This window comes from Enterococcus sp. LJL120, assembly GCF_054871765.1.
This window is the reverse complement of sequence record NZ_JBTXLV010000005.1, coordinates 201,138-225,988: the sequence shown is the minus strand read 5'-3', so window position 1 is coordinate 225,988 and position 24,851 is coordinate 201,138. Positions and strand designations below refer to the sequence as shown.

The following is a 24,851-nucleotide window of genomic DNA, read 5'->3' as shown; positions in this document are numbered from 1 at the left end:
TTCAATTTTTGAGGATAGGTATTTAAATCTGCCCTTTCTTTAATGAAAGCAAGCAGGGGATTTTCCGCAGTTGAAGCTGATAATCCTTTGTCTGCAAATAGTGTTTAGCAGAAGCTTTTTTACGGCTGTTGACGCGAAACAGTTTACCGCTTTTAACTTCCCGCAAAATATATTTATCCTTTGGCATTATTATAGAAGCTAACCCTTTTTGGTCTGTTCTAATTTTTAGGACATGGCCCTTATGATAAAAGGGCCGCCGCTTAGTGTCCAAGATCTCAAAAACAACTTTTGGCCGAGGTCGTTTATTTCTAGTTAATAAACAAAATTCAATCCGACACTGTTGCCGCCGCAATAGAAAAATTCGAAGGCTGCGCCAGATTAAATAAAGGAGCAATAACAGAAATCCGACAAGGCCACCTAAAATTACCCAGCTTTTCTGTGCGACCACACGGCTACTGTCTGAAATAGATTTTGCCAAGGCCTCGGAATAAGGAATTCGATGGCCCCGCACCAGTAAGCGATGGGAATTAATTAGATAAGGCGTACAGGTAATCAGTGTTGCCAAATCCTCGCCCGGTGAGATGAGCAGGTCTTTGATGTCATCTGGTAAGACGGTTTTTATCTGGTCGACTTGATACGCCCGCTTTTCACCATAGACTTCAATAATAAATTGATCGCCAATCGTTAAATCCGGCAGGTCGGTAAATAATTTCTTTTCTGCTAAACCACGATGGGCTGAGATTGCTGTATGGGTACTTTTTCCGCCAATCGGAAAGGAAGTTCCTTCTAAAAGAGTGGCTCCTCGATCTAAGAGGGTATCATTTGTCGTATCAAACAAAAGCGTTTCAGCTTGAATACTAGGCAGATAGATCCGCCCAATTAAATGCTCCAGCAAATAGCTGCGCTCAACTGGATTTGGGCCACTCCGTTCTTCGGAGAAGGGGTCCCCTGAGAATCCCGGCAAATTGCCATTTAACGCCAGCTCACGGTTTTCCTTTTCTTTTTCCTGAAGCGTGGCTACCTTTTGCTGGTTCTGCTGATAAGCCTGGTCTTGATATTCCTGCAGTATCTGCTGGTCGAAAAACTGGCCCAGCGCTTCCCGGTATAACGGGTAGCTAACTAAAAGTCCGCCAATTAAAATAAGGAACAGCAGAAAAAGATAGGTCAGAATATAACCAACGGAACTTTTTTTCATCGCTGCTCCTCTTTTCTTAAAGGTAAATCTTAAATTTCTTGCTTATGGTTTCGTAATTTTTTCAAAGCAAGTAAAGCTACTGCTAAAACTGCCAGGCCTGCCAATAAAATCAGGTAAAAACCTGTTCCCCCCGTGGAAGGTAAGAAGCCAATCAGTTTTCCTTGGTCCTCTTTAATATTCGGAACGGTATCACGGTCGGCGTAAACTGTCGTCAAGGAAGGTTGGCCTTCTCCATCAGTGGTTTCAGTGTATTCTTTTGCGTAAGTGTCTAAAGCTACCGTAAAACTAAAATCAGAAGCAGGTTTAACATAGTTAGTCGGAGCAGCAAATTCTTCTAAATAATAGTTTTTCGAACTAATCGGTAAGCCGATAACTTCAAACTCACCGCGGGTACTTTGGTCAGAACTAGAGTTGGCGGTCCAAGCATTTGCAACGGCAGAGCCTTCTGTGCCAGCGGTCCAATAAGAGCCATTGACCGGCTGCGTTACAAAGTATTCTTTGTTACCATCTTTATCTAAACGATATAAATAGAATTGCGCACCGCCTAGAAATAACTTATAATCGTCTGCATCGGCTTTACTGAAGACCTTTCCGCCGGTATAAACGGCTGGTTTTTGCAGGGCTTCAACTTTAACGGAGTCCTTTTCGTTATATTCTACAAAGGACTTGGCCGTATTATAATAACGGAAGTCAGCCAATAAATCAGCACTGGCAGCTAAATGACCAGTTAGGGTAAAGACGACTTGTTCAGCACCTGTTGCAACTAATGAGTTCATTAAACCCGACTCAGTTGAAGTAATTGTGTAAGTGCCATTGTTGGCAGCTGGCAGAGTAAAATAGCTACTCAAATCTAAATCAGCTGTGCCATTATTATACGTGAGATTGGCAGTGACGGTGTCTAAGATAATCGCAGTATCTGGTGTATCTGTAAAGCCGAAAACTTTCATTTGATTGGCATTCACGGATTTTAAATAATCTAAGCCCATGGTCACTTGATAAGTGATGGTTTCACCAACGCCGAAATATTGATTGGCTTTATTCGTGTCAGTGATTTCGGCACCTGTTGCATCCACAAGTTTTTTGGAAATAACCTGGTCATAGACAGCAGTATTTTTTGGATAGAGGTGGATATCACGATTGACGGTTTCAAAATCAGGTTCTTGCTGGCCTGCGACTTCAGAGTAAATTGGTACTAGCAACACGAGTAAAATATCTTGTGAAACAGCCAGCGAGCTGCTAGGAACAACGGTTTCCCGAATCAGATAGGCAGCATATTTATTGCGATCCTGTCTTGAGCGGCTGGGGATGTCTTCAAAAACGCCGGTTCCGTTAACAGCTTCAGTAGTGATTTTTGCAATTCCGTCTCCACTAGTGCTAGCGTAGAGCTGAACATCAGTCGCATCAGAAACTTTTGAATCTGCCAAATTTGCATAATATTCTGCACTGACATCAAAGAGGGTAAATTCGGCTCCCCCTTGTGGCGCCCCGCCAAAGTTATCCATCAGCATACCAGTATTATCGTAAAAAGTACTACCTAGCTGAGTTCTATCAAAGAGCCGTTTATGGACTGTGATATTCACCAATGTCGAATCATCAGGTTCAGCGGCTTGTGCTAGCTGTCCGCAGCCGAAGAAACTCCCGAAGACTAATAATAAACTTAAAACAATTTTCCCAATCTTATTCATGTGTTTTCCTCCTAGTATGGTATGCCCAAAGAAGTGCAAAAGCAATCAGCAGCAGGCCGGAAAAAATTATCTTAGGTTGGGCATTTTCGCCGGCTTTGGGCAGCGTTTCATTTGAAGTTACTGATTGTTTTTTATTAAAAATATCCAAAATTGTCTCGGCAGTGTTTTTGCCATAAACAACTTTGATTCCTGTTTGATTACCAAGATAATTTGGCGGCGGTGCAATTTCCTGAAGCTGATAGGTTCCCTTAGCGAAGCCGTTAAAATGAAACAGTCCGTCTCCTTGACTAACTCGCAGTCCGGAAGTAAAAGCGCCTTGAGCAGTTAAACCAGCAGTCTGCGCCTTTTTTCTGACAAAAGCTTCTAAGCGGGTATTTGTCTCTGCTGCAGTTTGCGACTCAGCAGTGAGCTGATTCTTTTCCGACGCTGACAGCCAGACTGGATAAGGATAGGTCAAGGTCTGGTCAGCAAGTTTTTCAGTTACCAGCAGATAGCCGGCAAAAAAATTAGTTCCCTGTTGATTGCCCAATAAAAATTGGGCATCTGCTAAGGGGTGCTGAGTAGCCAAGTCAAGCTTTTTAAATTGATGTCCATATGTATAGACGTCTTCCGCTGCGGCATAAAGGACTTGGTTTGAGGCCGCTGCTATTTTTGCCGGGCTGGTTTCTTCAATAATTAAGTAGGCTTCATTGGTTAAAGCCGTATCTGGTAAGGCAGCTGCATCTAAAATCACTGACTGCCGCAGAGCTAAGACTGAGTTTGGTGCAGCAGCTAAGTATGCCAATAATTTTTGGCGGTTAAAGACGAGCCAAAGTCCTTGTTTACTGGCTTCGTCTGGAGCAAAAGCCGCCATTTCTGCAGGGGTTGCCGGATAGCATGCTGCAATTAAGTCTTCGGTAGCATTTTCTCGATTTGTCAGTTCCACCTTCAATGTGTCGTACCTTGCCAATAAATTTCCATCAAAAATCTGTAAAATTTTGATTTCTTGATTGTCAGTTAGCTTGAACTCGGCTGGAAAATTTATTTGATACAGATATGGCACCCTATCACCAATTGAAAATGAACGAGTGGCCTCTGCTGATAAATCAAGAGCAAGAGTAAAATCGATTGTTCCCAAATGGGAAAATTTGGGATACAGATGGAGCTCTGACAGCCATTCGTCGCTGGTTGGCGAACGAATCGGCAGCCCAAGAACTAAGGGTGCCATCTGCTGACTGACGCCATCAGGTAATCCGGTTAAGACAATCACGTAGACTTTGGGTTGGGCTGGACTACCTGGATTGACCATTGTGCGGGCCTCCCCATTAGCATCAGAAGTCAACTCGACAATTTTTTCAAATTCTGAGACGGCTGTCTGGGCTAAAATTTCGGTTACCTCCTGCGGCGATTGACCCGGAAGCAATTCGTGATATTTCGCAGTAGCATCGTAGACGGTAAAGGTCGCTCCAATTAACGGCTTTGAGCTGGTTAACAGCTCGTCATCAGCAGCTAACTCAAGACCATCATTTGTTAACTGAGCATTCATATCCACAGTTTCAAAGAGCAGTGGGTGTAAAATTATTTCAGTTTCAGAGCGGGCCTGAGCAGCTGCCGGAAAAAATAGGAAAAAGACGAGTAAGGGCAGGTATTTTTTCAACTTCATCACATCACCCGCTTTCTAGTGCGCCATTTAAGAGAAAGGAAAAGAACGGCTGCAGCTGTCAGTAAAAGCATGCCAACTTTGCCTAACAGCTGCCAATGATGACCGCCAGTTTCAGGTAAGCTTCCCCAAGGCTCATTGGGAAAGCCGACAGTGATTTTAGCATTTTGACCTGCTTGATCATCCCAATCAACGGAAAACTCTGTCGCATTGGCTTCCGCTGTTTCAGCGATAATCACAGCATCACTGCTACTGCCTTTTGTCGGATAGTAGGTTAAGCTCACCAGCATTTGTCCACAACTGGAGGTGCTGGAAAAAACAGTGGAAGAGTTGGCATCTTCTGTTGTAAAAGGTCGAATTTCTAATTTGTATTCGCCCGGCAAAGTGTAGTAATCTTTCATAGTTTCTGCAGATGTTTGTTGTAAATAATAAGTCTTATTTGTAGGTAAATTCACAAGGTGAGTCACACTTTCTTGATAAATGCTGCGATCTTCATTAAAGACTGTAAAGCTTGCACCATCAATGACACTGGACGGGCCAGTGACTGTATTAAAAGCCAACATGTCTAAGGAAAAACTTTGTAATTCGTTAGTAATTGCAAGCTGATTATTTTCCAACAGTGTCTCAGAAGTGTCAGACAGCTGGTAGGCTTGACCGTTGACGATTTTTAGTTTGTATTCCTGATCATTTTCTAAATAGCCCCGTGGTCGGTAAGGAGAAAAAATATCATAGACGTTAGTCAGTGATTTTTCATGACTAGTTAATTCTTTGATGACATAAAGACCGTCTTGCATAATCAAGGGATCAGCCTTGCCAATTTGCAGACCAAGGGAATAGCGGGTATCCAGACGATAAAATTGTCCTATTCCGGAACCTAGGTCATCAATTCCGGGAACTTGATTAAAGCCCGTGTAAGAAATATATTGTAGCTTGCCGTATTTGCCGTCAGCTTCGATTGGTTGCAGTGAGAACCAGACACCATCAATAGGAACCGAACCATCGGCATTAGTTTTAGCGATGGTCAATGGCGGCTGCAAGGCAATATTTGGAAGAGCAAAGGTTAAGAATTGGGTTTGCTCGCCATCGCTAGAATCACTATGGAATCTAGAGGTCAAACTAATACTATCCGCAGATTTTTCCAAGTGATAATCCAGCTGAATGGTACCTGTCCGTTGCCCGGTATAAGAAAATTCCCAATAGGCAGAGCCGGTATCCGTGTAATCAAAAAGCTGTCGGTAACCAGTCGGCGTTTTTATTTCGTAAATCCGGTAAGTACCAGGCTCCGTTAGTTCAAAAGGTTGCTGGTTGTTGGAAAAAACTACAGTGCCGTCACTTTGAGACGTGCCTGATGCCTGCTCAACTTCTTGTGTACCCTCAACTTTCAATAAGCGGAACTCAGCGCCAGCCAATGCAGTATCTTTATTGACAAGATTTGTGTCGGAATAACCAACAAATTTCTTTAACTCAAGCGTGAGGGGCGAGAGGTCATTAATCAAATCAATATTTACTAGATAAAAATCATTTTCAGAAGTCAGTTTCATCGTGAGCCGATTGCTAATATCGGCTGAAGTCTGACCGTTTTTTTCGATCAGCCGAACTTTAGGAGCTTCATTGCCAACTTGATAGGAACCGCCTCTGAAAACTATATCCTTCTCATAAGGTAAAATACTTTCCGGAAAAGGATAAAGGCTGCTGTCGGTCACCTCCCGCACGATATATTGATTGCTCCAGCCAATCATATTGGCTTCCCAAAAGTCTGGCGGATTACCTTCAAGTCCAGAATAATTATGAGAAATGTGTAAAATATTTTCGGGAAACTCTGCTATCGCTACTTGCCGCTCATCGGCGGTTCCCGCATTAATGGTTTGAAGAATAGTTGGAGCGGTGTAAAGAAGCACCTCTTTTTCTACACCGTTTTGATCAATTTGTTTCTCGTATAAAGCATAGGGCACGTTTGGTACTGGATTGCCTAATTCATCAGTTTTGGTAACTTGAATTGTATGACCACCACCGAAATTGCGGACAGAGGCATTCGGTAAATTTTGATATGTTTTTTCATTAAAACTGATTTCAGAATCATTTCCGCTAATCTGGCGGAAAAGGCCATTGCGGGTTCCTTGATTTAATTGCAACGTGTAGTGCAGTCGCAGCAATTGCTTTGGTGAAACATTCAAATTTTTAATCGAAAGTATCTGATTGCCGGTAGCAGACAAATGTCCGGTAATCTCGGCGTGCTCGACTGGTAGAGCTGTCGGCTTGGTCCAATCAACAGTATTGGCAGCTGTATCAATCGGATAGACCGCGATATTATTATAAGTCGCATTCGTCGTAGTATCTAAGCCGCCTAAATGGCCAACGGTGGAAAGATACTCGCCAGTTTCTTCTTCGATTGCAAAGGTCTTTGGCTGTGGTGTGACAATTTTACTCACCACTTCTTCAATCAATTGATTGATAGTGGCTTGGTCACTGCCAAAGGGAATTAATTGGGTCGAATTGTCGCTACTGACTTTATCCATCAGGGAAACTAAGTTTGTAAAATAAGGATTGTTGACAGCCTGGTCTTCATTAATTCCATAAACAGCAGTTGAGATATGGATATCCTTGAAACCGATTTTTTGGATTTCCGGCAGCATTTGTTTAAAATAGAAATCATTTTGCCGCTGGTAAAAATCAACGGCAGCACCGCCAGAGTAGCTAAGGTCGTTGGTACTCGAGCTACCAGTGATTGTCAACGGACCATAGAGATTATCGATGTACAAAATTGCCTTTCGAGCATTGGGGCGAGCATTTTCCAGTCCTTTAACGGCGGCCTGCAACTCTTTGACGAGACTCCAATAGCCACCGACATTGGTTGTATCGGCCTTTTGGTCGCTTTGGTCCAGCCAGATACATTCAGTCGGCTGCCAATTATCATTACGGACATAGCCGATTCGAATATTTTCGTCGTTCCGGTAAGTGCTCAATATCTCGGCTTGAGCTTGATATATAAGATTGTTATGTGCCAGCATACTTTCATTTTTTCCGGTTGGTTCAAAATTACCAGTTGGAAAGGGATTGAAATTATTTCTAATAATCACTAAGTCCACCAGCTTTGACGGCGACTCCTCCTGCAGTTTATTGATAATATCAATGTAGACCTCGTAGTTATTGGCGGAGGCATCCGTCATTGCCGAAGGAGCAGTCCATTTCCGCAGATAAAAGTCGCCATAATCATAGAAGTAATTGCTGATATTAGCATCATCATCAGCAGGCTGATTATTAGTGAAAACTTGAGTGCCTTGGGTAAAATCATTGTTTAGAATATGACTTTTTGTAGTGGTAATTTGCTTGTCAAACTGCTCATGGGGATAAAAGCCGCTAAGTTCCGGCACCAGACTATCCAAATTTCCTAGAGGAGCCACTGTTTTTGAAGCAGCCCCCTGACCTGTCAGGTAGTTACTGGTGTAACTTGTCGGGTAACTTTTTTGAGTTCCCGTGGCAGCCAAGCCGCTTTCAACATCTAGCATTGGAAAAGTCAGATTATTACTTGAATTAATTGATTCAGTGGCGGTTGGACTAACTTTAGTTTCAGAATTTGCGACAGGTTGCATCATTTCTACTGAGGCTGAAGTTGTCTTTGCCAAAGAACTAGCTTGATTTCCCAGCTGCTGTAAGGCGGCGTTATCTTCCTGCGGATAGGCTGCAGGAGGCTGTTCAAACGCAACTGTTTGAGAGCTTTTGATAATCAAGAAAACACCCTGAAGGACAAGCAAAAAGACCAGCCATAAAAAAACAAATTTCCTTTTCAAACAGAATCCTCCTCCCTTTTAATTTTATTGTCTATCTTTTTGTGAAAAACGAATAAAATTAAAAAATAAATCGAATTTTTAATTTTATTTAATAAAAATATTGATTTCAACTGGATTTTATCATCTTTTATGATAAAAAACAACTTAAATTAAGATAAATTAAATTTTTGAAAGTTTCTTTAGAATAATGGATTTTGGTTTTAAAGATAACGAAATGGTGATTTTTTTAGAAGCGATTATACCCTTCGGTGAATATTTTAATAACGCATGTTATTTAGTTGTTCTTTTGTTAAATTTAATGGCATAGTTATCTCGAGTTTTAAAAATGATTCTTTTATAATTTGCGAAAAATTTGTTAGAGAAATGAAAATCAAAAAAATGGTGGGACAGTTCAAATTAATTGCTAAAATCTTTTTAAAGGATTACACTTTAGTCAATCAGGGATGGTGTTCCCTATAAGTGCCATGAGAGTGGCTGATGACGCCTGTCTATAGTTAGTTTATTTGAGTGCGCAAGCATTGAGTAAAGTAATTATAGACAGGCGTTTTTTGTTTTACATTTTTTATCTTAAGGAGGAAACAATCATGACAGTAACAATCGAAAACATTAAGGCGAGAGAAATTTTTGATTCAAGAGGAAATCCAACGGTGGAGGCCGACGTCATTTTGTCCGATGGAACAATGGGGCGGGCAGAAGTGCCGTCTGGGGCTTCCACTGGCGATCGAGAAGCGGTAGAATTGAGAGACGGAGGCACTCGCTTGCAGGGGAAAGGTGTTTTAAAGGCTGTTGAAAATGTCAACACAGAAATTAAAGCCGCCCTGATTGGCAAGTCACCCTTTGACCAAGCGAGCTTGGATAAAATTATGATTGATTTGGATGGGACACCAAATAAAAGTCGACTTGGCGCCAATGCCATCTTAGGGGTCTCAATGGCTGTTGCCCGTGCCGCTGCTGCCAGCAAAAAAATTCCTTTATATCGTTATTTAGGTGGTGTTGACCTAGAATTACCGCAACCTTTTTTCAATGTCATCAACGGTGGGGTCCACGCAGATTCTGGAATTGATGTGCAGGAATTTTTGCTTACTCCAGTCAAACGGACTAGCTTTCGCGATGGCGTCGAAAAAGTGGCCAACATCTATCACACACTAAAATCTGTTTTAGCCAAAGCTGGCTATGAAACAGCAGTAGGAGACGAAGGCGGTTTCGCACCAAAATTAGCGAACACAGAAGCAGCAATAGAAATGCTGTATCAAGCGATCACTGAAGCGGGCTATACGCCAGGAGCCGAAATTGCTATCGCCATTGACCCAGCCTCTAGCGAATTTTATTCAGATGAAACCCACAAATATCATTTTGAAGGCAAAGAATTAACCTCAGCTGAATTGTTAGCCTACTACCAAGAATTAGTAAAAAAATATCCAGCTTTAATCTCAATTGAAGATGGTTTTTCTGAACATGATTGGGATGGCTTCAAGCGGCAAACGGATGTGATGGGTCAAGAAATCCAATTGGTGGGAGATGATATTTTTGTCACCAATCCGAAAATTTTTAAAGAAGGCATCGCCAAGGGTGTCGCCAACGCGATTTTGATTAAATTAAATCAAATCGGCACCGTTTCCGAATCAATTGAAGCTATCAAAATTGCCCGGGCCAATGGCTATAATACGATGATTTCCCACCGTTCCGGCGAAACTGGCGATACCTTCATCGCCGATTTTGCGGTCGCTTTAAATGCCGGTCAAATCAAAACCGGTTCGATGGCCCGCAGCGAACGAGTGGAAAAATACAACCAATTTTTACGTATTGAAGAAGAACTAGGTGAGAATGTCGGCTTAGCCCATTTTCCTAAAAAATAAAGAGATTCTGGAGGAATTCCCGTGACCTTAATTCTAATGAGACATGGCCAAAGTGAAGCCAATTATCAAAATATTTTTACTGGCTGGCTTGATTTTCCACTGACACAAGTCGGCGTTAAACAGGCGCACCGCGTCGGCCAGCTACTTCTACAGAAGAACATTCACTTTGATGCGGCTTTTACCTCTGTTTTAAGTCGCGGGATTCTTTCGACAACTATTGTTTTAGAAGATTTGCATCAACTGGCTATCCCGGTTACAAAAAGTTGGCGCTTAAATGAGCGCCATTACGGAGCTTGGCAGGGAAGAAATAAAGCTGAGCTAGCAGCAATCTATGGCGTAGAGGAACTAGAAAAGCGCCGCCGTAGTTTCAAAATTGCACCACCAGCCGCTACAACTAAGTTAAGCGACCGGCGTTATCAAAACGCAGGCCAAGACATCGTTCCGCTGACGGAAAGTCTGGCAGACATGCTTGTTCGCGTGCTGCCTCTATGGCAAGACCAGATTGTCCCGCTGCTTTTAGCTGACAAAAATGTCCTGATTGTCACTCACGGCAATACGATGCGAGCCTTGATGAAATATATCGAAAGTATTTCAGATGAAGCGATTGAAAAGATTAGTGTGGCAACTGGCGATGCGATTTGGTATGAGTTTGGGGAGGGGCTAACGGTGACTAACCGCTGGAGTGTTTGAAAAAAATAAGTTTAGGGTCTAGCTGGTATTGCTGAAAAGCTGCCAGCAAGGCTTTTTTTACTGTTAGCGAGAAAGACATAATGAAAAGATTTAAGTGAAGCTATTAAAAATTGTAGGGAATTGGAAATTTTTTTAAACGTAAAAAAACTTTCCAAGTGAGGATGACTCACTGGAAAGTTAGTTTGAAGAGTAGCCGAGAAGTAATGGGGATTGGAAATCCTATGAATTATTTCCTAATTTAGCTCAGCAGTTATGGCTTTTCGCTATTACCTGACATGTCACTGTGATAACTTCCTTCCCAACCTCAACTATTCGTATCGTTAAAAGGTTTCTCCAAAAGTAGTTTTTGAGAGATTCAAGGCTTTGATTTGGGATGGCTATTGTGTTTTTCAATTCAATACAAAGGATTAAGTTCTTCACACCTCATACGGCTGATTCAAAGTATCCATAAGCTTATCAAACAGCCAATAGCTGATTTTTTGGGTATCCAATGTAATTTTTTGCAGGGCGACAATTAAAATGTCGTTGAATTTGTGTTTATTGGTTTCAGCGAAATATAGATCATTGGTAATCAGGTAGTCGCAGTCTTGGGTTTCATCCAGTAGGTTGAAAAAAGAAAAACTGGGATGAAATTGCAGACTATTTTTTAAATAGTCAAAGGAGATTCTCGTTTGAAAAGGATCATTGGCCAAAAAGAGCCCGATTTTTATCCGTCTGATTGAATGTAGGGAGCTTTCGATAATCAAAAAGCCATAATGGTCGACGAGATAATTTCGTTCAATTGGTTGCAGACCGTGTTCTGTCAAAAAAATATTAATCTTTTCAACAACGTCAATTGCGTAATTAATTGACGGTTCACTTAAGTTGTGGTTACTGTCATTGACTAAGTTGCCGATAATTTCGGAAATATTTTTTTGGGTGGAGAAAAAAAGTCCATTAACATTAATGCTGAACAGGAGATACTCCAGTTTTTTTATGCTTTCCGGCGTATCAATAAATTGAAAAGCCGGTTTTAGCAGCTCCCGAGAAAACTCAAATAATTTATAGGCTAAATTGTGGTGCTGTTTTTGCAGTAAAAAAAAGGATTCATATAATTGTCCATCATACATGATGAGTGGTAAGTCCAATAGAAAATGTAACAGTAAATCTAGTTCCCTTGGAGTTAATAATGAAGTCGGTAGGCTAGATTTTTCAGTCATGATTTCTTTAAAAAGAATAAAATCATTGCTATCAGGTAGTTGGACGGCTTTTTTATAGTAGGCTTCAGTGGCGTTGGGTTTTAGAGAACGATAGTAGGCAATGTACAAAACCCGCTGTAGTCGATGGCGATTAAAGGTCGAAATACCAAGGGAATCATTTTTCTGAATGGCACTGACCAGTAAGCTAAAATAGCGCTCAACTTGAGAATTTAAGGGGAAGGGATTTTCAGTGAGGCTGTAGGTAGTTTCCAGATAGACTTGAAAAAAGAAGCGGATATCTTCTTCAGGCCCCTGAATCGTCAATTTTTTTAGGTCCAAACCATTTTTTTGGAAAAGCTCTTTGATTTTCCGAATACTGCGATTGACGGTGGCGGTGCTTAAAAATAATTGTTTCTGTAATTTTGTATAGGTTAAGTCCTTTTCCATTAAAAGGCTGAGAATAATTTCATGGGCAGTCGATTGGCGGTAGAGATAGTTTTTAAATATCAAATAGGAATTGCCGCTGCGATAGGTGACAATAATTTCTCTAGGAAGATTTAGACAGTCGAGAAAATCTGCATAGTTATTTTGCAGCAGTTGTATCTGAGAGCGCAAACTTTTTAAAGAAATCCCCAATTGTTCGCAAATATCTCCCTTGGCTGCCTGGCCACCTTTTAATTCTAAAAATTTTAATAGCTTCAGGACATCTTGCTCATTTGAGCCTAAAATACTTTCTATTTCCAGCATTTTTTTGTTCTCAACTCCTAATTATCGCAATTCTAAAAATAACAAATAAAATAGATTGCCCGTCTGGCTTTATTTTAGGGGAAAAAACTAAAAAAGGCAATCTGCTTTACAAAATCTGATACTTTTTGCAGTCATTATTAGGATAAACTAAATGAGAAAAATTAATAAAATAATAAAAATATTTATAAATACGACGTACTTATTAAGTGAAAGGATTGTCAGGTTGGTTAAGTAAAGTGAGGAATTGAAAATGGAAAAAATTTGTATTTTAACAAAAACAATTATGGCGGAGGAAGACCTGCAGAAAAAACTACAGCTTTTGGGGTATGAAGTATTTGTTTCCAATCATCTATTGGAAATGCTGATGTCCGGTGAAGGTAAGTCGCTGTTTCAAGTGTTTAAAACTGTTATCTTCAGTGAAACGGTCAGCGATTTTGAGATTGAAAGAGTTGTTGAGCAATTAGCAAATGAGCCGGTTAGAATGTTCAGAATGGACAGCACTAGAGAAAGCAGTGCTGATGAAGGAATGGCCCAAAATACACCATTTTATCTAAGAAATGATACTAGCCTAAATGATTTGCGAGAAAAATTAGCTCAGGTGTTTGAGAGCATGCCGGTGGAATATCAAGAGGAGCCCCACGCTGGTGCGAATTATTTGGATTCCAACTTCATGAATTTTATCCACAGTCTTTCTGTAAATGAGAAAAAATTATTTGATATTCTCTATGCTGCAGACGGTCAGTATATCAAACGGGCCGATTTAAGCGAGCGACTTTGGCAAAAGGAGGCTTCAAATTCCAGCTTAGCTCAATTGTCTCAGCTGTTATTTCGGATTCGCAAAAAGATGATTAGTCATCAGCTGGATGGCGAATCATTGCGAAGCCATTGGCGGGAAGGCTATGCATTGTCTCCAGACTTTGCTGAAAAGCAAGATTTAACTGTATAATGTGGAGCTATTTAATGTAAGAATTTAATTTGACGGTCAGCATTTTACAGTGACTTTTTTCGTAATAGTTCTTCAGAGTGAAATTTCCCGGGGCAATTTTTCAAAGTGAAATTTTGCGAGGTGATTTTCCAGAGTGAGAGCCTCAGTTACTATTACTGTGCTGCTGTTTTGAGCAAGTTCCTTTTAGCAAGGATTCAGCTGAACTTGGTTTCAGTTTCATTACAAAAAGCTAAAGTTTCTAGTTTCTATTTGGCGGCATTCAAAAGCTGTGGGATAATTGGCATAATGTCACCAACACTTAAAAAGGGAGTTTTAGTTATGATTCTTACATGTCAACAAACGAAAGCAACGCAGGCCCATTTGATTACATATCCCTACTTGAATGAGCACAAAACCTTATTTGGCGGCCAATTGATGGCTTGGCTCGATGAATCAGGGGGGATTTCAGCAGTTCGTCTGGCACGAAGACCGTTGGTAACGGCTTCGTTAGACCATTTAGATTTTTTACATTCTCTAGCCCATAGTGAAATGGTCTGCATCGAAAGCTACGTTTCTGGTGCTGGCAAACGTTCATTAGAGGTTTTTTGCAAGGCCATCGGGGAAAATTTGCTGACTGGTGAGCGCTATCTAGCGAATACTTGCTTTATGACCTTTGTCGTTTTGGACAAAGAGATTGTGCTGCCGCAAATCCAACCGGAAACGCAGGAGGAAATATTTATCTGCGGTGGCTATGATGCCCGTCGCCAAAAACGAAAAGCTGATTTAGCTGGTAATTTAGAACTAGCAAAACATATGCAACTGGATGGTCTGATTTTAAAGGATTAAACATCAAGAAAAAAACATTTAGATTTTGGAACATAGCTTTCAATTTTTTGAAAGCTAACTAGCCTTAGCTCAAATTTTATAGCGGAGCTGTCTCAATAGAGAAAACTGATAGGTGTCAACTCAGTTCTCTCTTACGGGGTAGCTCTTTTTTTTGTGTGTAAATGCCGCAATGTTCAACGGTAAAAAAATGCCTAAAAAAGTCATAAGTTCTTCGAATTTTTTTAAGTTTCCTTTAAGCTGTGCTCTCTACTCTTAAGTCACAATCATATTTAGGAGGTTTGAAATGAATTTTTTAAAACGTGCTCTGGCCAGCAGCTGGTCAAAAAAAGGGCGCACGATTTTGCTGTGCGCTGTTTTTTCGGCAATTTTAGTATTCGTCTTAGCTGGTCTGACGATTCAAAGTGCGGCAAATCAGGCAATTACCAATGCCCAGAATGATACCGGTGCCACGGTGACACTTGCGGCTAGCCGGGAAGCTCAATTTGGCGGCGGTGCCCCTAGTGAGGATGCCACAGACAGTAGCGACAGTGAGACAGCGGGACAAATTGATCCCGGCGGTTTTACGGCAACGCCGGTTAATGTTAGCGATGCTGAAGCGATTGCTGAATTAGACAATGTGGCGTCCTATTCATTGGAGTCTTCTTCAACGGCGGTGGCCGGTGATGATGTCTCCGCTATTACCAGCTCTGATTCCAGCAGTACAGAGAGCTCGACAGAAACAGATACAGCAGCAGCTGGCGATATGGGCGGTGGTATGGGTGGCGGCATGATGGTAGGTGGTCAAGGGGGTGGCATGTCCGGCGACTTCCAAGTGTCGGGGGTTTCTGAAACCGCCCTTGCTAGCGATTTTAGCGATGGGACAGCTGAAATTATTGACGGTGAAGGAATCACCGCTGCCGATGCCAACACGAATAATGTCGTGATTGAAACGACGCTAGCCGAAGCTAATAGCTTAGCGGTTGGCGATACTTTTACTTTGCAAAATAGTGATGAAGACACTAGCTATACCGTCACAGTCAAAGGCATTTATGAAACCTCAGCGACGGCTTCAGGGATCTCAGCGCAAATTAGCATGTTAAATCCAGTTAATACAATTTACAGCTATTATACGTTTGCCAATGCTCTAAATGGAGATGCAGATTCAGCGACAGTGGATGAAGCTGTTTATACTTTGGCTGACCCGGCGGCAATGGATGAATTTGTCAGTGAAGCTGAAGCGTTGATTGACACAGATTCTTATGCTTTGACCACCAATGATCAATTGTATCAACAAATGCTGGAACCATTAAACAATGTTGCGAGCTTTGCGAAAAACATTGTCATCTTAGTGGCGGTGGCTGGAATTATTATTTTGACGTTGATTGTCATGCTGACGATTCGTGAACGCCGTTATGAAATCGGCGTCCTCTTATCAATGGGAGAATCTCGCTTCAAAGTGATTTTACAATTTTTCAGTGAAATTTTTATTGCGATGGTGGTAGCGTTAGTGATTGCGACTTTTAGTGGCAATATTGTTGGCAATGTCGTCGGCAACCAACTGTTGTCGCAACAATCTGAAACGACAAGCGAAGAAGTCAGCAATAATCAAAATGGCCCTGGTGGCGAGATGGGTGGCGGTGGTCCAAGCGGAGCCTTTGGCGATATTTCTAACGCTATTTCTGGTTCAGAAGCTGTTTCAGAATTAAATGTTACAGTCGAACCAACCACGATTGCAGCTTTGGCTGGTCTTGGTTTAGCGATTAGTTTCTTATCGATTATGCTGTCCTCAATCGGCATTTTACGATTGAATCCGAAAAAAATACTGATTAGTTAAGTTAGCAAAAGGAGGGCGTACCATGTTAAAAACCAAGGATTTAGGCTTTTGGTACCAAAATGAAGCAGATTATTTATTTAAAGAGGTTGACCTTGAATTCAACGACGGGCAGGTCTACGCCATTTTAGGCACAAGCGGCTCTGGCAAAACGACATTTCTTTCTTTAATCTCAGGATTAGATACACCCAAGACCGGTTCGATTTTGTACAATGAAGAACCGATTCAAAAAATCGGTTTGCGAAATTATCGCAAAAAAGATGTCTCAATTGTCTTTCAGGCTTATAATTTGCTACCGTACTTGTCGGCTTTGGATAATGTCTTAACAGCTATGGAGATCTCTGGTTCTAAAAGAGAAAACAAGAAGCAATATGCGCTGGATAGTTTGGCTAGAGTTGGCATTGATGAAGAGTTAGCCAAGAAAAAAGTGCCGTTACTTTCCGGCGGCCAGCAGCAAAGGGTGGCTATTATCCGCGCCATCTGCTGTGACCATAACTTAATCGTGGCTGATGAGCCCACTGGTAATCTAGACGAAGAGACCTCTCGAGGAATTGTCCAGCTCTTCAAACAAATTGCCCATGAGGAGCGGAAATGCATCATCATCGTAACCCATGAGATTGAAGTAGCCAAAGCCTGCGATCAAGTCTACGAATTAAAACAAAAAGTATTTACTGAGAAATTTTTAGAATTGGAACCTGCTTGAGCTTCGGGTTTAATGTGAGTTGAAAAAACCAGTCGATTGAAAAGAGCAGAAGAATGGATTCAATAAAAGACAAATTTTTTGAGTGGAGCAATCCACTCTTTTTTTGTGCCTTGGAGATTTTCAAGTTAGTGTTTAATCTAGCTAGGCTCTTGCCTGCTAATTATCCTTCTGTGATTATTGCTAAGGAAGAGAGAATTTATAATTAGAAGGACCATTACAAAGATAAAAATTTGTGAAATGGAATTTTGCTAATATGTAAAGAAGCCCGCTATTACAAGCTTCTTAGCAATATTTCCAATCGTTTATCATTAATTTATGTCACAAACTTACAATGAAGACGTGATTTTTGTTAATCGTGAACAATGCTAAAGATACCGGCAAACGCTTACAATGTAAATGTGATTAAGAACGGAGGATATCAGATGGATTTAGCAGCAACCTTACAAAGAAGAATTAAAGAGCTTTCAGCAATCGGCAGCGACCCGACTGGTGGGATGACCCGCTTGCTTTACACTGATTCATGGAAAGATGCACAAAACTGGGTAGTAGATGAACTGGAATCTTTTGGCATGACCACTGAATTTGATGAAGTCGGCAATTTATTCGGCCGGACAGCCGGTTCTGAAACGCAGCGAACAGTGATGTCAGGTTCTCATATTGATACCGTCGTTAACGGTGGAACTTTAGATGGTCAGTACGGGGTAATTGCTGCCATGACTGCAATGGAATATCTGTTAGATAAATATGGACAGCCTAAAAAAGCCTTCGAAGTGATTTCTATGGCGGAGGAAGAAGGCAGCCGCTTCCCGACTGTTTTTTGGGGCAGCAAAAATTTTGTTGGCGAGGCAATTATAACAGATGTTGAAGCAATTGCAGACTCAAGTGGAGCTAGTTTTGTAGCTGAAATGCAGCGACAAGGCTTTGATTTTAAAAAGGCACAGACACGTCGTGAAGATATCGATGCTTTTGTTGAGATTCACATTGAACAAGGCAATGTTTTAGAAAATGAAGAGTTACAAATCGGTGTTGTTAATAATATTGCTGGACAAAGACGCTATACGGTCATTTTAAAAGGACAGGCGAATCATGCAGGCACGACTCCGATGGGCTACCGTCATGATGCGGTCTATGGCTTTGCTAAAATCTGCAACGAAGCAATTGAAAAAGCCAAGGCTGTCGGTGACCCATTAGTATTAACTTTCGGAAAAGTTGAACCAAAACCCAATACGGTGAATGTTGTCCCTGGGGAAGTTTTATTTACAATTGATTGCCGCCACACAGATGCCGACGAACTAATTGAGTTCACGACAAACTTAGAAAAAAGGATTGCAGAAATTTCAGCGGAATTGGGGTTAACCGCTGACGTTGATTTGTGGATGGATGAAGCGCCAGTACCGATGGATGAAAAAATTGTTGCAACAATTGAAGAGCAGGCTAAAAAAGGCGGCTATCGCTATCGGATGATGCACAGCGGAGCGGGGCACGACTCGCAGGTAATCGCCCCACATTTTCCAACCGCAATGATTTTTGTGCCGAGCATCGCAGGAATTAGTCATAATCCTGCAGAGGCCACTGAATTCGCTGATTTAGTGGAGGGCGTTAAGCTTTTAGCCGACACGTTGCATGAACTAGCATATTAACTGATAAAGCAAAGGAATCGAGGAAGAAAAAATGGGTTATAAAAATGAACGAATGGGCTATTCAGATAACTTATTGCAATCAAGGGGCGTTATCAAAAAAGAGAATTTTGCTTTGATTCCCCATGATGGCTTAGTGAAAAATACGATACCCGGGTTTAAAAACTGTGATTTATCTATTCTTGGCTCACCAAAATTAGGAGCTGGCTTTGTAGATTACATTATTACTTTTCATGAAAATGGCGGCCATGAAACTGGCTTTGGTGGCGAAGGCATCCAGACCTTAGTCTATGTTATTGCCGGTAAATTAAAAGTCACCGATGGCACGGAAGAACACAGTTTAGCAGCTGGGGGGTATGCTTATTTTCCAGCAGGCGTCAAAATGTTTATGGAGAACGGCCACAATGAGGATACCGAAGTGTTCCTATATAAAAAACGTTACGAAGCAATTGAAGGCCATGAAGCTCACAAAGTTATCGGTAGTATTCATGACCAAGAACCAACAGAGTATGAAGGGATGAAGGATGTTTTATTGTGGGATTTTCTGCCAAAGGATTTAGGCTTTGATATGAACATGCACATTCTATCCTTTGAACCTGGCGCTAGTCATGGATACATCGAAACCCATGTTCAAGAACATGGCGCTTACTTAATCAGCGGACAAGGGATGTATAATCTCGACAATCAATGGTATCCCGTTGAAAAAGGGGATTACATTTTTATGAGTGCTTATGTACAGCAAGCAGCTTATGCTGTTGGGCGGGGTGAGCCTTTAGCCTATGTCTATTCAAAAGATTGCAACCGTGACCCGCAGCTTTAAACAGAGGACCCTTCAAATGAGGAGAAAACATTATGATTGAAACGAAAGAAACAGAAATCGTGACGGTTGCAGCAGCCGATTTGCATCGGCTGATTAAAAATAAATTGCTGGCTGCCGGACTTCAAGACGAGCAGGCGGAGGAAACTGCCAAGCATTTAGTTTTTGCTGATGCCTGTGGAATTCATTCCCACGGAGCCGTTCGAGTAGATTATTATGCAGAGCGGATTGCTAAGGGCGGCGTCACTATTGACCCTAAAATTACTTTTGAAAAAACTGGCCCTTCAACCGGTATCGTCCACGGTGATAACGGTGTAGGTCAATATGTCTGTGATGAAGCATTAAAATATGCCATTGACTTAACAGCTGAATCAGGCTTGGCTTTAGTCGGTGTTTCCCGAACTAGTCATAGCGGGGCCTTATCCTATTATGTCAAAAAAGCCGCTCAACAAGGCTATCTGGCTTTAGCGATGTGCCAATCAGATCCGATGGTCGTACCTTACGGCGGCAGCGAGAACTATTTTGGCACTAATCCCATCGCTTTTTCGGCTCCACGGGAAAATCATCAGCCAATTGTTTTTGATATGGCAACGACGGTTCAGGCCTGGGGCAAAATTTTGGATGCTCGCTCAAAAAACAAAGAGATTCCGAATACTTGGGCTGTTGACGCTGAGGGGAATCCAACAACGAATCCCCATAGTGTTAATGGGCTTTTACCAATTGCAGGACCTAAAGGCTATGGCTTGATGATGATGGTCGATATTTTAGCCGGCACATTATTGGGACTGCCTTATGGCAAACATGTGTCTTCGATGTATTCTGATTTAACAGAAAAACGCAACTTGGGACAGCTTTATTTAATTATCGACCCGGCCCGCTTCACTGATCCGGCAACCTTCAAAAAAAATATCGATCAGATGGTGGCTGAATTGCATAAAATCAAACCGGCCGCGGGATTCGACCAAGTCTATTATCCTGGTGAGCTGAGTCAGGCTCGCTACGATGATTATATGGAAAACGGGATTCCAATTGCCGCACCGATTTATGATTACTTAATTAGCGATACCGTTCATTTTAATCAGTATGGCGGAAAAAGTGCCTTCGCCGAATAAAAAAGAAAGCGAGTGAATCCAGCAATGCTGCACACAATTATTGAAAAGAACAGCTACCAAGACTCGATTGTCTTGATGCTTTTAACCAATCACTTAGAATCGATGACAGGAGTGACTAGTATTTCTGTCATGATGGGGACACCCGCCAATAAAGATATTTTTAAAACGGGGGGCCTTTACACAGAGGAACTAGCTGAAGCCACACCGAATGACATGGTGATTGTGGCAGATGTCGAAAACGGTGAGGTCATCGAAGCCTTAGTAGCCGAAGCCAAGAATTATTTAGCCGAGCAAGCAGGAAAAAACCAACGGGACACTTCTGAAGAACGTGTGAAAACTTGGGACAAGGCCTTTAGTCTAGGCGAAGATGCAGCCGTTGCGATTTTATCCATCCCCGGTACTCACGCAGCTTTGGAAATTGAGAAAGCCCTGGATGCTGGCAAACATGTATTTTGTTTTAGTGACAATGTCTCAATTGAAGATGAACGCCGCTTAAAATTACAAGCCCATGAGCAGGGCTTGTTATTGATGGGACCAGACTGTGGGACCGGTATTATCAATGGAATTCCGATTGCCTTCACCAATGCGGTACGTAAAGGTAAAATTGGCGTCATTGGTGCATCTGGAACGGGTATTCAAGAAGTGACGACGATTATTCATCGACTGGGATCAGGAGTGACGCATGCCTTAGGAACAGGTGGCCGGGATTTAAAGGAAGCCATCGGCGGGACCACTTTTAAAGACAGCATTGTTTTATTGGAACAAGACCCTGATGTCGCTGTGATTGTGGCAATCTCTAAACCACCGGCAAAAGCCATTCGTGATGAGGTCTTGGCTTTATTACGGGCCAGCCAAAAACCAGTTGTTACAATTTTTTTAGGTGAAAATCCGACCTATCATGAAGCTGGTTTATACCATGCTCATACTTTAGAAGAAACCGCAGAAATTGCAGTGGCGCTTTTAAATGGTGAAGACCCTACAACTCTTGTTGAAAAAATGCCATCAGTGCCAGAAATCGAATTAGCTGATACGCAAAAAACAATCAAAGGATTTTATTCTGGCGGAACCTTAGCTTATGAAGCTGCCATGTTGATTAAAGAAGCTTTTGCATTGCAAGCTGACAATGGAGTGGAGGGCTTTATTTTACAGGCGGATGGTCATGAAATTATTGACCTTGGCGATGACATCTATACAAACGGCAAACCTCATCCTATGATTGATCCGACAAAGCGCAAGGAAATGTTGGAGGCGGCTGGCCAAGATCCTGCCACGGCAGCTGTGCTTTTAGATATTGTATTAGGCTATGGCGCCCATGACAACATGGCCAGTGAGCTTGCTCCAACAATTATAAAAATTCAAGAGGAGGCGGCTGCGGCTGGCCGTAATTTGCCAGTGATTGCGACGATTGTGGGAACCGATGAAGATCCGCAAAATTTCTTTGCTCAACAAGAAATTTTAACAGATGCCGGCGTAATCTTGTGTCAAAGTAATGCCCAAGCGGTTAAAACAGCTTTAGCGCTTGTTAAGCGACCTTTGAAAGAAACTAAAAAAGCTGTCCAAAAGAAGGCTGAAACAACAGCCATCATTCCTAAAGTGCCGGTGACATTAAGCAAATTATTGCAGGCGGAGAAATTTATTAACATTGGCCTTAGCAGCTTCACCAAAGCAATTACTGATTATGGCGGCCGAGTTGTTCAGTATGATTGGCAACCCGTAGCCGGCGGTAATCTCGAATTACAAAAAGCGCTGCAGTTTTTAAAAAAAGCGTCCCTGAAAGTTGAGGTATAAAGATGGTTTATCACACAATTGATGAAGCAAATCAAGCAGTTGTTGCCAAAATTATCGCAGGTTCCCCCTTTTTATTAGATGTGGTTCCTGCTAAAGAAGTGATTGCGCCTTTACAAAAAGGCAAAGTGTTACTCCATGCCGGCCCGCCAATTACCTATGATAAAATGGTTGATCCCATTCAAGGTGCCTGTGTTGGAGCAGTCCTTTTTGAAGGTTGGGCTCAAGATGAGGCCGCTGCCCGCCAGTTGTTAGAAAGTGGCGAAGTCAGCTTAATGCCTTGCCACCATGTTGATGCAGTGGGACCGATGGGGGGCATTACTTCAGGCAATATGGCGGTCTTAGTTGTAGAAAATCGGGATGAAAATAATCGGGCATACTGCACAATGAATGAAGGTATTGGTGCTGTTCTGCGCTTTGGGGCCTATTCTGAGGAGGTTATCACTCGTCTGCATTGGATGAAGGATGTTCTAGGCCCAACTTTAAGCAAGGCCCTAGCTAAAAAAGGTCCGATGAATATCAATGTTTTAATTGCCAAAGCGATAGCGATGGGGGATGAATTTCATCAGCGGAATATTGCTGCATCCTTAGCCTTCTTAAAGGAAGTTGCACCGACAATTGTTTCCTTGGAGGATGTCAGTCAAGAGGATAAAGAAGCGGTCATCCAATTTTTAGCAGATACCGATCAGTTTTTCCTAAATGTGATGATGGCCTCTGCCAAATCTGTGATGGATGGTGCCCGCACAATTCAAGCAGGCACAGTTGTCACCGCTATGTGCCGCAATGGCTATGAGTTTGGTATTCGCATTGCTGGCATGGGAGATCAGTGGTTTACTGGCCCCGTAAATACACCAAAGGGCTTGTATTTTTCAGGTTTTTCTGAAGCGGATGCGGCTCCTGATATGGGGGACAGCGCAATTACAGAAACCTTCGGCGTTGGCGGCATGGCGATGATTGCTGCTCCGGCAGTGACACGTTTTGTCGGTTCCGGCGGGTTTCAAGATGCCTTGAACACTAGTGAAGAAATGACAGAGATTACCTTGGCCCACAATCCTAATTTCTCAGTACCAACATGGGATTTCCAAGGGATTACAACGGGAATCGATGCTCGTAAGGTAGTTGAAACTGGTATTTTACCCGTGATTAATACGGGGATTGCCAATAAAAAGGCTGGCCTAGGGCAGATTGGTGCAGGTACGGTAACACCACCAATTGACTGCTTTGAAAAAGCAGTCTTAGCCTATGCTAAGAAATTAGGTTTTGAAGGATAGTAAAAAGTAAAATAGTGCAAGGACTGGTCCAGCGTTTTGAATTATGGAAGTAGTTGACTCAGCTGACTAGTCTTTGTTTTTGTTAAAGTATTTTTGGTAAGAAAAAATTGATTGTGTTTGAAATTTATTTACGAGGATAATTCGTGTTTAGCTAAGAAATATTTGGAGGGAAATCAGATGGCTCATCGTGTTGTAATCGCTCTTGGGGGAAATGCTATTTTAAGACCGAAACAAGAAGCGACCGTGGAAATTCAATTAAAAAATCTAGAAACTAGTGCCGAGCAAATTGCCCGCATTGAAAAATTAAATTATGAAGTGGTATTGACCCATGGTAATGGTCCGCAGGTGGGAAATATTTTACGGCAAAATGAAGTTGCGAAAGATATCGTGCCTCCTGCTCCGCTACAAGTCTGCAATGCTGAATCACAGGGCTTTATCGGTTATATGATGGAACAAAGCATAAAAAATGCTTTGAAGAAAAATAATTCCACAGCAAATGTTGTCACTTTACATACACAAACAGAGGTGGACCGCAACGATACAGCCTTCACCCATCCCAATAAGCCAATTGGCATTTTTTATGAGGAAAACGAAGCTCAGCGCTTGATGAGGGAAAACAAGTGGTCGATGATGGAGGACGCTGGTCGCGGTTACCGGCGGGTTGTCCCTTCACCGATGCCTCTATTGATTCATGGCATGGATGCAATCTCCCATCTGCTTTCACAAAATATTATTGTAATTGCTGGCGGCGGTGGCGGCATACCAGTGTTCCGGGATGACGAAGGGATGCTGCATGGCTTAGAAGCTGTGATTGATAAAGATCGGACTGGTAAGAAAATGGCTGAGCAGGTGAATGCCGATATTTTTATGATGCTGACGGATGTTCCAAACGTCTATATTAATTATGGTCAACCAAATCAAAAAAAATTAGAAAAATTATCTGTCGCAGAGGCTGAAGAGTATATGGCTGCCGGCCATTTTGCTGATGGCAGCATGGGTCCTAAGATGGAAGCGGCAATCGCCTTTGCCAAAGAGGGGCGCCAAGCTATCATCTGTGCCTTGGATGAAGCAGATATGGCTTTACAAGGGAAAGCCGGTACTAGAATTTACGGATAAAAAAACGTGGCTTTGACGCAAGTTCTTACAGTTGTCAAATCCGAATTATTG

General features: G+C 42.1%; 17 protein-coding genes and 1 riboswitch. Of the genes, 12 read left to right on the top strand and 5 right to left on the bottom strand.

The window, feature by feature from the left end; all coding sequences use genetic code 11:
- Positions 1 to 22: 22 nt before the first annotated feature.
- From ACYSNU_RS10150 to ACYSNU_RS10135, 4 genes are read right to left on the bottom strand one after another with little or no spacing between them, the layout of a single operon-like run.
- Entirely contained in the window at positions 23 to 1,195 is a 1,173-nt protein-coding gene (locus ACYSNU_RS10150) for a class C sortase (protein ID WP_461737101.1), read from the bottom strand.
- A 29-nt stretch (positions 1,196 to 1,224) separates the two neighbouring features.
- Positions 1,225 to 2,880, bottom strand: a complete 1,656-nt coding sequence (locus tag ACYSNU_RS10145) for a SpaH/EbpB family LPXTG-anchored major pilin (protein WP_461737100.1) — start codon at positions 2,878 to 2,880, stop codon at positions 1,225 to 1,227.
- On the bottom strand, positions 2,873 to 4,522 hold the full coding sequence (locus ACYSNU_RS10140) for a pilin N-terminal domain-containing protein (RefSeq protein WP_461737099.1): 1,650 nt from the start codon (positions 4,520 to 4,522) through the stop codon (positions 2,873 to 2,875). Before ACYSNU_RS10140 ends, ACYSNU_RS10145 begins: the two co-directional genes overlap by 8 nt.
- Complete coding sequence (locus ACYSNU_RS10135; RefSeq protein ID WP_461737098.1) at positions 4,522 to 8,307, bottom strand: SpaA isopeptide-forming pilin-related protein; 3,786 nt, start codon at positions 8,305 to 8,307, stop codon at positions 4,522 to 4,524. Before ACYSNU_RS10135 ends, ACYSNU_RS10140 begins: the two co-directional genes overlap by 1 nt.
- Positions 8,308 to 8,737: 430 nt before the next feature.
- Positions 8,738 to 8,801: riboswitch (Fluoride riboswitch) on the top strand.
- A gap of 90 nt (positions 8,802 to 8,891) precedes the next feature.
- On the opposite strand from ACYSNU_RS10135, the gene eno reads away from it, so the two are divergent.
- On the top strand, positions 8,892 to 10,163 hold the full coding sequence (gene eno, locus ACYSNU_RS10130) for a phosphopyruvate hydratase (RefSeq protein ID WP_461737097.1): 1,272 nt from the start codon (positions 8,892 to 8,894) through the stop codon (positions 10,161 to 10,163).
- A 36-nt stretch (positions 10,164 to 10,199) separates the two neighbouring features.
- Complete coding sequence (locus ACYSNU_RS10125) at positions 10,200 to 10,853, top strand: 2,3-bisphosphoglycerate-dependent phosphoglycerate mutase (protein ID WP_461737190.1); 654 nt, start codon at positions 10,200 to 10,202, stop codon at positions 10,851 to 10,853.
- A 416-nt stretch (positions 10,854 to 11,269) separates the two neighbouring features.
- On the opposite strand, the gene ACYSNU_RS10120 is transcribed toward ACYSNU_RS10125, so the two are convergent.
- Positions 11,270 to 12,778, bottom strand: a complete 1,509-nt coding sequence (locus ACYSNU_RS10120; protein ID WP_461737096.1) for a helix-turn-helix domain-containing protein — start codon at positions 12,776 to 12,778, stop codon at positions 11,270 to 11,272.
- 250 nt (positions 12,779 to 13,028) lie between these two features.
- On the opposite strand from ACYSNU_RS10120, the gene ACYSNU_RS10115 reads away from it, so the two are divergent.
- The 10 genes from ACYSNU_RS10115 (at position 13,029) to arcC (ending at position 24,800) form a co-directional block, all read left to right on the top strand.
- Positions 13,029 to 13,724 carry a winged helix-turn-helix domain-containing protein gene (locus ACYSNU_RS10115; protein WP_461737095.1) on the top strand — a complete coding sequence of 232 codons (696 nt, stop codon included), beginning with the start codon at positions 13,029 to 13,031 and terminating at the stop codon, positions 13,722 to 13,724.
- A 318-nt stretch (positions 13,725 to 14,042) separates the two neighbouring features.
- Positions 14,043 to 14,549, top strand: a complete 507-nt coding sequence (locus tag ACYSNU_RS10110) for an acyl-CoA thioesterase (RefSeq protein WP_461737094.1) — start codon at positions 14,043 to 14,045, stop codon at positions 14,547 to 14,549.
- Between the two features lie 283 nt (positions 14,550 to 14,832).
- The gene (locus ACYSNU_RS10105) at positions 14,833 to 16,362 is read left to right on the top strand and encodes an ABC transporter permease (protein WP_461737093.1); all 1,530 of its coding nucleotides are present in this window, start codon (positions 14,833 to 14,835) and stop codon (positions 16,360 to 16,362) included.
- A 22-nt stretch (positions 16,363 to 16,384) separates the two neighbouring features.
- Positions 16,385 to 17,062, top strand: coding sequence for an ABC transporter ATP-binding protein (locus ACYSNU_RS10100; protein ID WP_265456394.1), 678 nt, complete (start codon positions 16,385 to 16,387; stop codon positions 17,060 to 17,062).
- 422 nt (positions 17,063 to 17,484) lie between these two features.
- Entirely contained in the window at positions 17,485 to 18,702 is a 1,218-nt protein-coding gene (gene allC, locus ACYSNU_RS10095; protein ID WP_461737092.1) for an allantoate deiminase, read from the top strand.
- A gap of 31 nt (positions 18,703 to 18,733) precedes the next feature.
- Positions 18,734 to 19,519, top strand: a complete 786-nt coding sequence (gene allE, locus ACYSNU_RS10090) for a (S)-ureidoglycine aminohydrolase (RefSeq protein ID WP_461737091.1) — start codon at positions 18,734 to 18,736, stop codon at positions 19,517 to 19,519.
- A gap of 32 nt (positions 19,520 to 19,551) precedes the next feature.
- Positions 19,552 to 20,628, top strand: a complete 1,077-nt coding sequence (gene allD / locus ACYSNU_RS10085) for an ureidoglycolate dehydrogenase (protein WP_461737090.1) — start codon at positions 19,552 to 19,554, stop codon at positions 20,626 to 20,628.
- A 24-nt stretch (positions 20,629 to 20,652) separates the two neighbouring features.
- Complete coding sequence (gene fdrA, locus ACYSNU_RS10080) at positions 20,653 to 22,416, top strand: acyl-CoA synthetase FdrA (RefSeq protein ID WP_461737189.1); 1,764 nt, start codon at positions 20,653 to 20,655, stop codon at positions 22,414 to 22,416.
- Positions 22,417 to 22,418: 2 nt separating this feature from the next.
- Positions 22,419 to 23,684, top strand: coding sequence for a YlbE family protein (locus tag ACYSNU_RS10075; protein ID WP_461737089.1), 1,266 nt, complete (start codon positions 22,419 to 22,421; stop codon positions 23,682 to 23,684).
- Between the two features lie 177 nt (positions 23,685 to 23,861).
- Positions 23,862 to 24,800, top strand: coding sequence for a carbamate kinase (arcC, locus tag ACYSNU_RS10070; protein ID WP_461737088.1), 939 nt, complete (start codon positions 23,862 to 23,864; stop codon positions 24,798 to 24,800).
- The last annotated feature ends 51 nt before the right edge of the window (positions 24,801 to 24,851 follow it).

Bases quoted from the DNA above. Each gene is read 5' to 3' on its own strand.
- ACYSNU_RS10110 (WP_461737094.1), top strand. From the start codon at position 14,043: ATGATTCTTACATGTCAACAAACGAAAGCAACGCAGGCCCATTTGATT.
- ACYSNU_RS10150 (WP_461737101.1), bottom strand. From the start codon at position 1,195: ATGAAAAAAAGTTCCGTTGGTTATATTCTGACCTATCTTTTTCTGCTG.
- fdrA (WP_461737189.1), top strand. From the start codon at position 20,653: ATGCTGCACACAATTATTGAAAAGAACAGCTACCAAGACTCGATTGTC.
- ACYSNU_RS10100 (WP_265456394.1), top strand. From the start codon at position 16,385: ATGTTAAAAACCAAGGATTTAGGCTTTTGGTACCAAAATGAAGCAGAT.
- ACYSNU_RS10140 (WP_461737099.1), bottom strand. From the start codon at position 4,522: ATGAAGTTGAAAAAATACCTGCCCTTACTCGTCTTTTTCCTATTTTTT.
- ACYSNU_RS10125 (WP_461737190.1), top strand. From the start codon at position 10,200: ATGAGACATGGCCAAAGTGAAGCCAATTATCAAAATATTTTTACTGGC.
- ACYSNU_RS10115 (WP_461737095.1), top strand. From the start codon at position 13,029: ATGGAAAAAATTTGTATTTTAACAAAAACAATTATGGCGGAGGAAGAC.
- ACYSNU_RS10120 (WP_461737096.1), bottom strand. From the start codon at position 12,778: ATGCTGGAAATAGAAAGTATTTTAGGCTCAAATGAGCAAGATGTCCTG.
- arcC (WP_461737088.1), top strand. From the start codon at position 23,862: ATGGCTCATCGTGTTGTAATCGCTCTTGGGGGAAATGCTATTTTAAGA.
- ACYSNU_RS10075 (WP_461737089.1), top strand. From the start codon at position 22,419: ATGGTTTATCACACAATTGATGAAGCAAATCAAGCAGTTGTTGCCAAA.
- allC (WP_461737092.1), top strand. From the start codon at position 17,485: ATGGATTTAGCAGCAACCTTACAAAGAAGAATTAAAGAGCTTTCAGCA.
- ACYSNU_RS10105 (WP_461737093.1), top strand. From the start codon at position 14,833: ATGAATTTTTTAAAACGTGCTCTGGCCAGCAGCTGGTCAAAAAAAGGG.
- eno (WP_461737097.1), top strand. From the start codon at position 8,892: ATGACAGTAACAATCGAAAACATTAAGGCGAGAGAAATTTTTGATTCA.
- allE (WP_461737091.1), top strand. From the start codon at position 18,734: ATGGGTTATAAAAATGAACGAATGGGCTATTCAGATAACTTATTGCAA.
- allD (WP_461737090.1), top strand. From the start codon at position 19,552: ATGATTGAAACGAAAGAAACAGAAATCGTGACGGTTGCAGCAGCCGAT.
- ACYSNU_RS10145 (WP_461737100.1), bottom strand. From the start codon at position 2,880: ATGAATAAGATTGGGAAAATTGTTTTAAGTTTATTATTAGTCTTCGGG.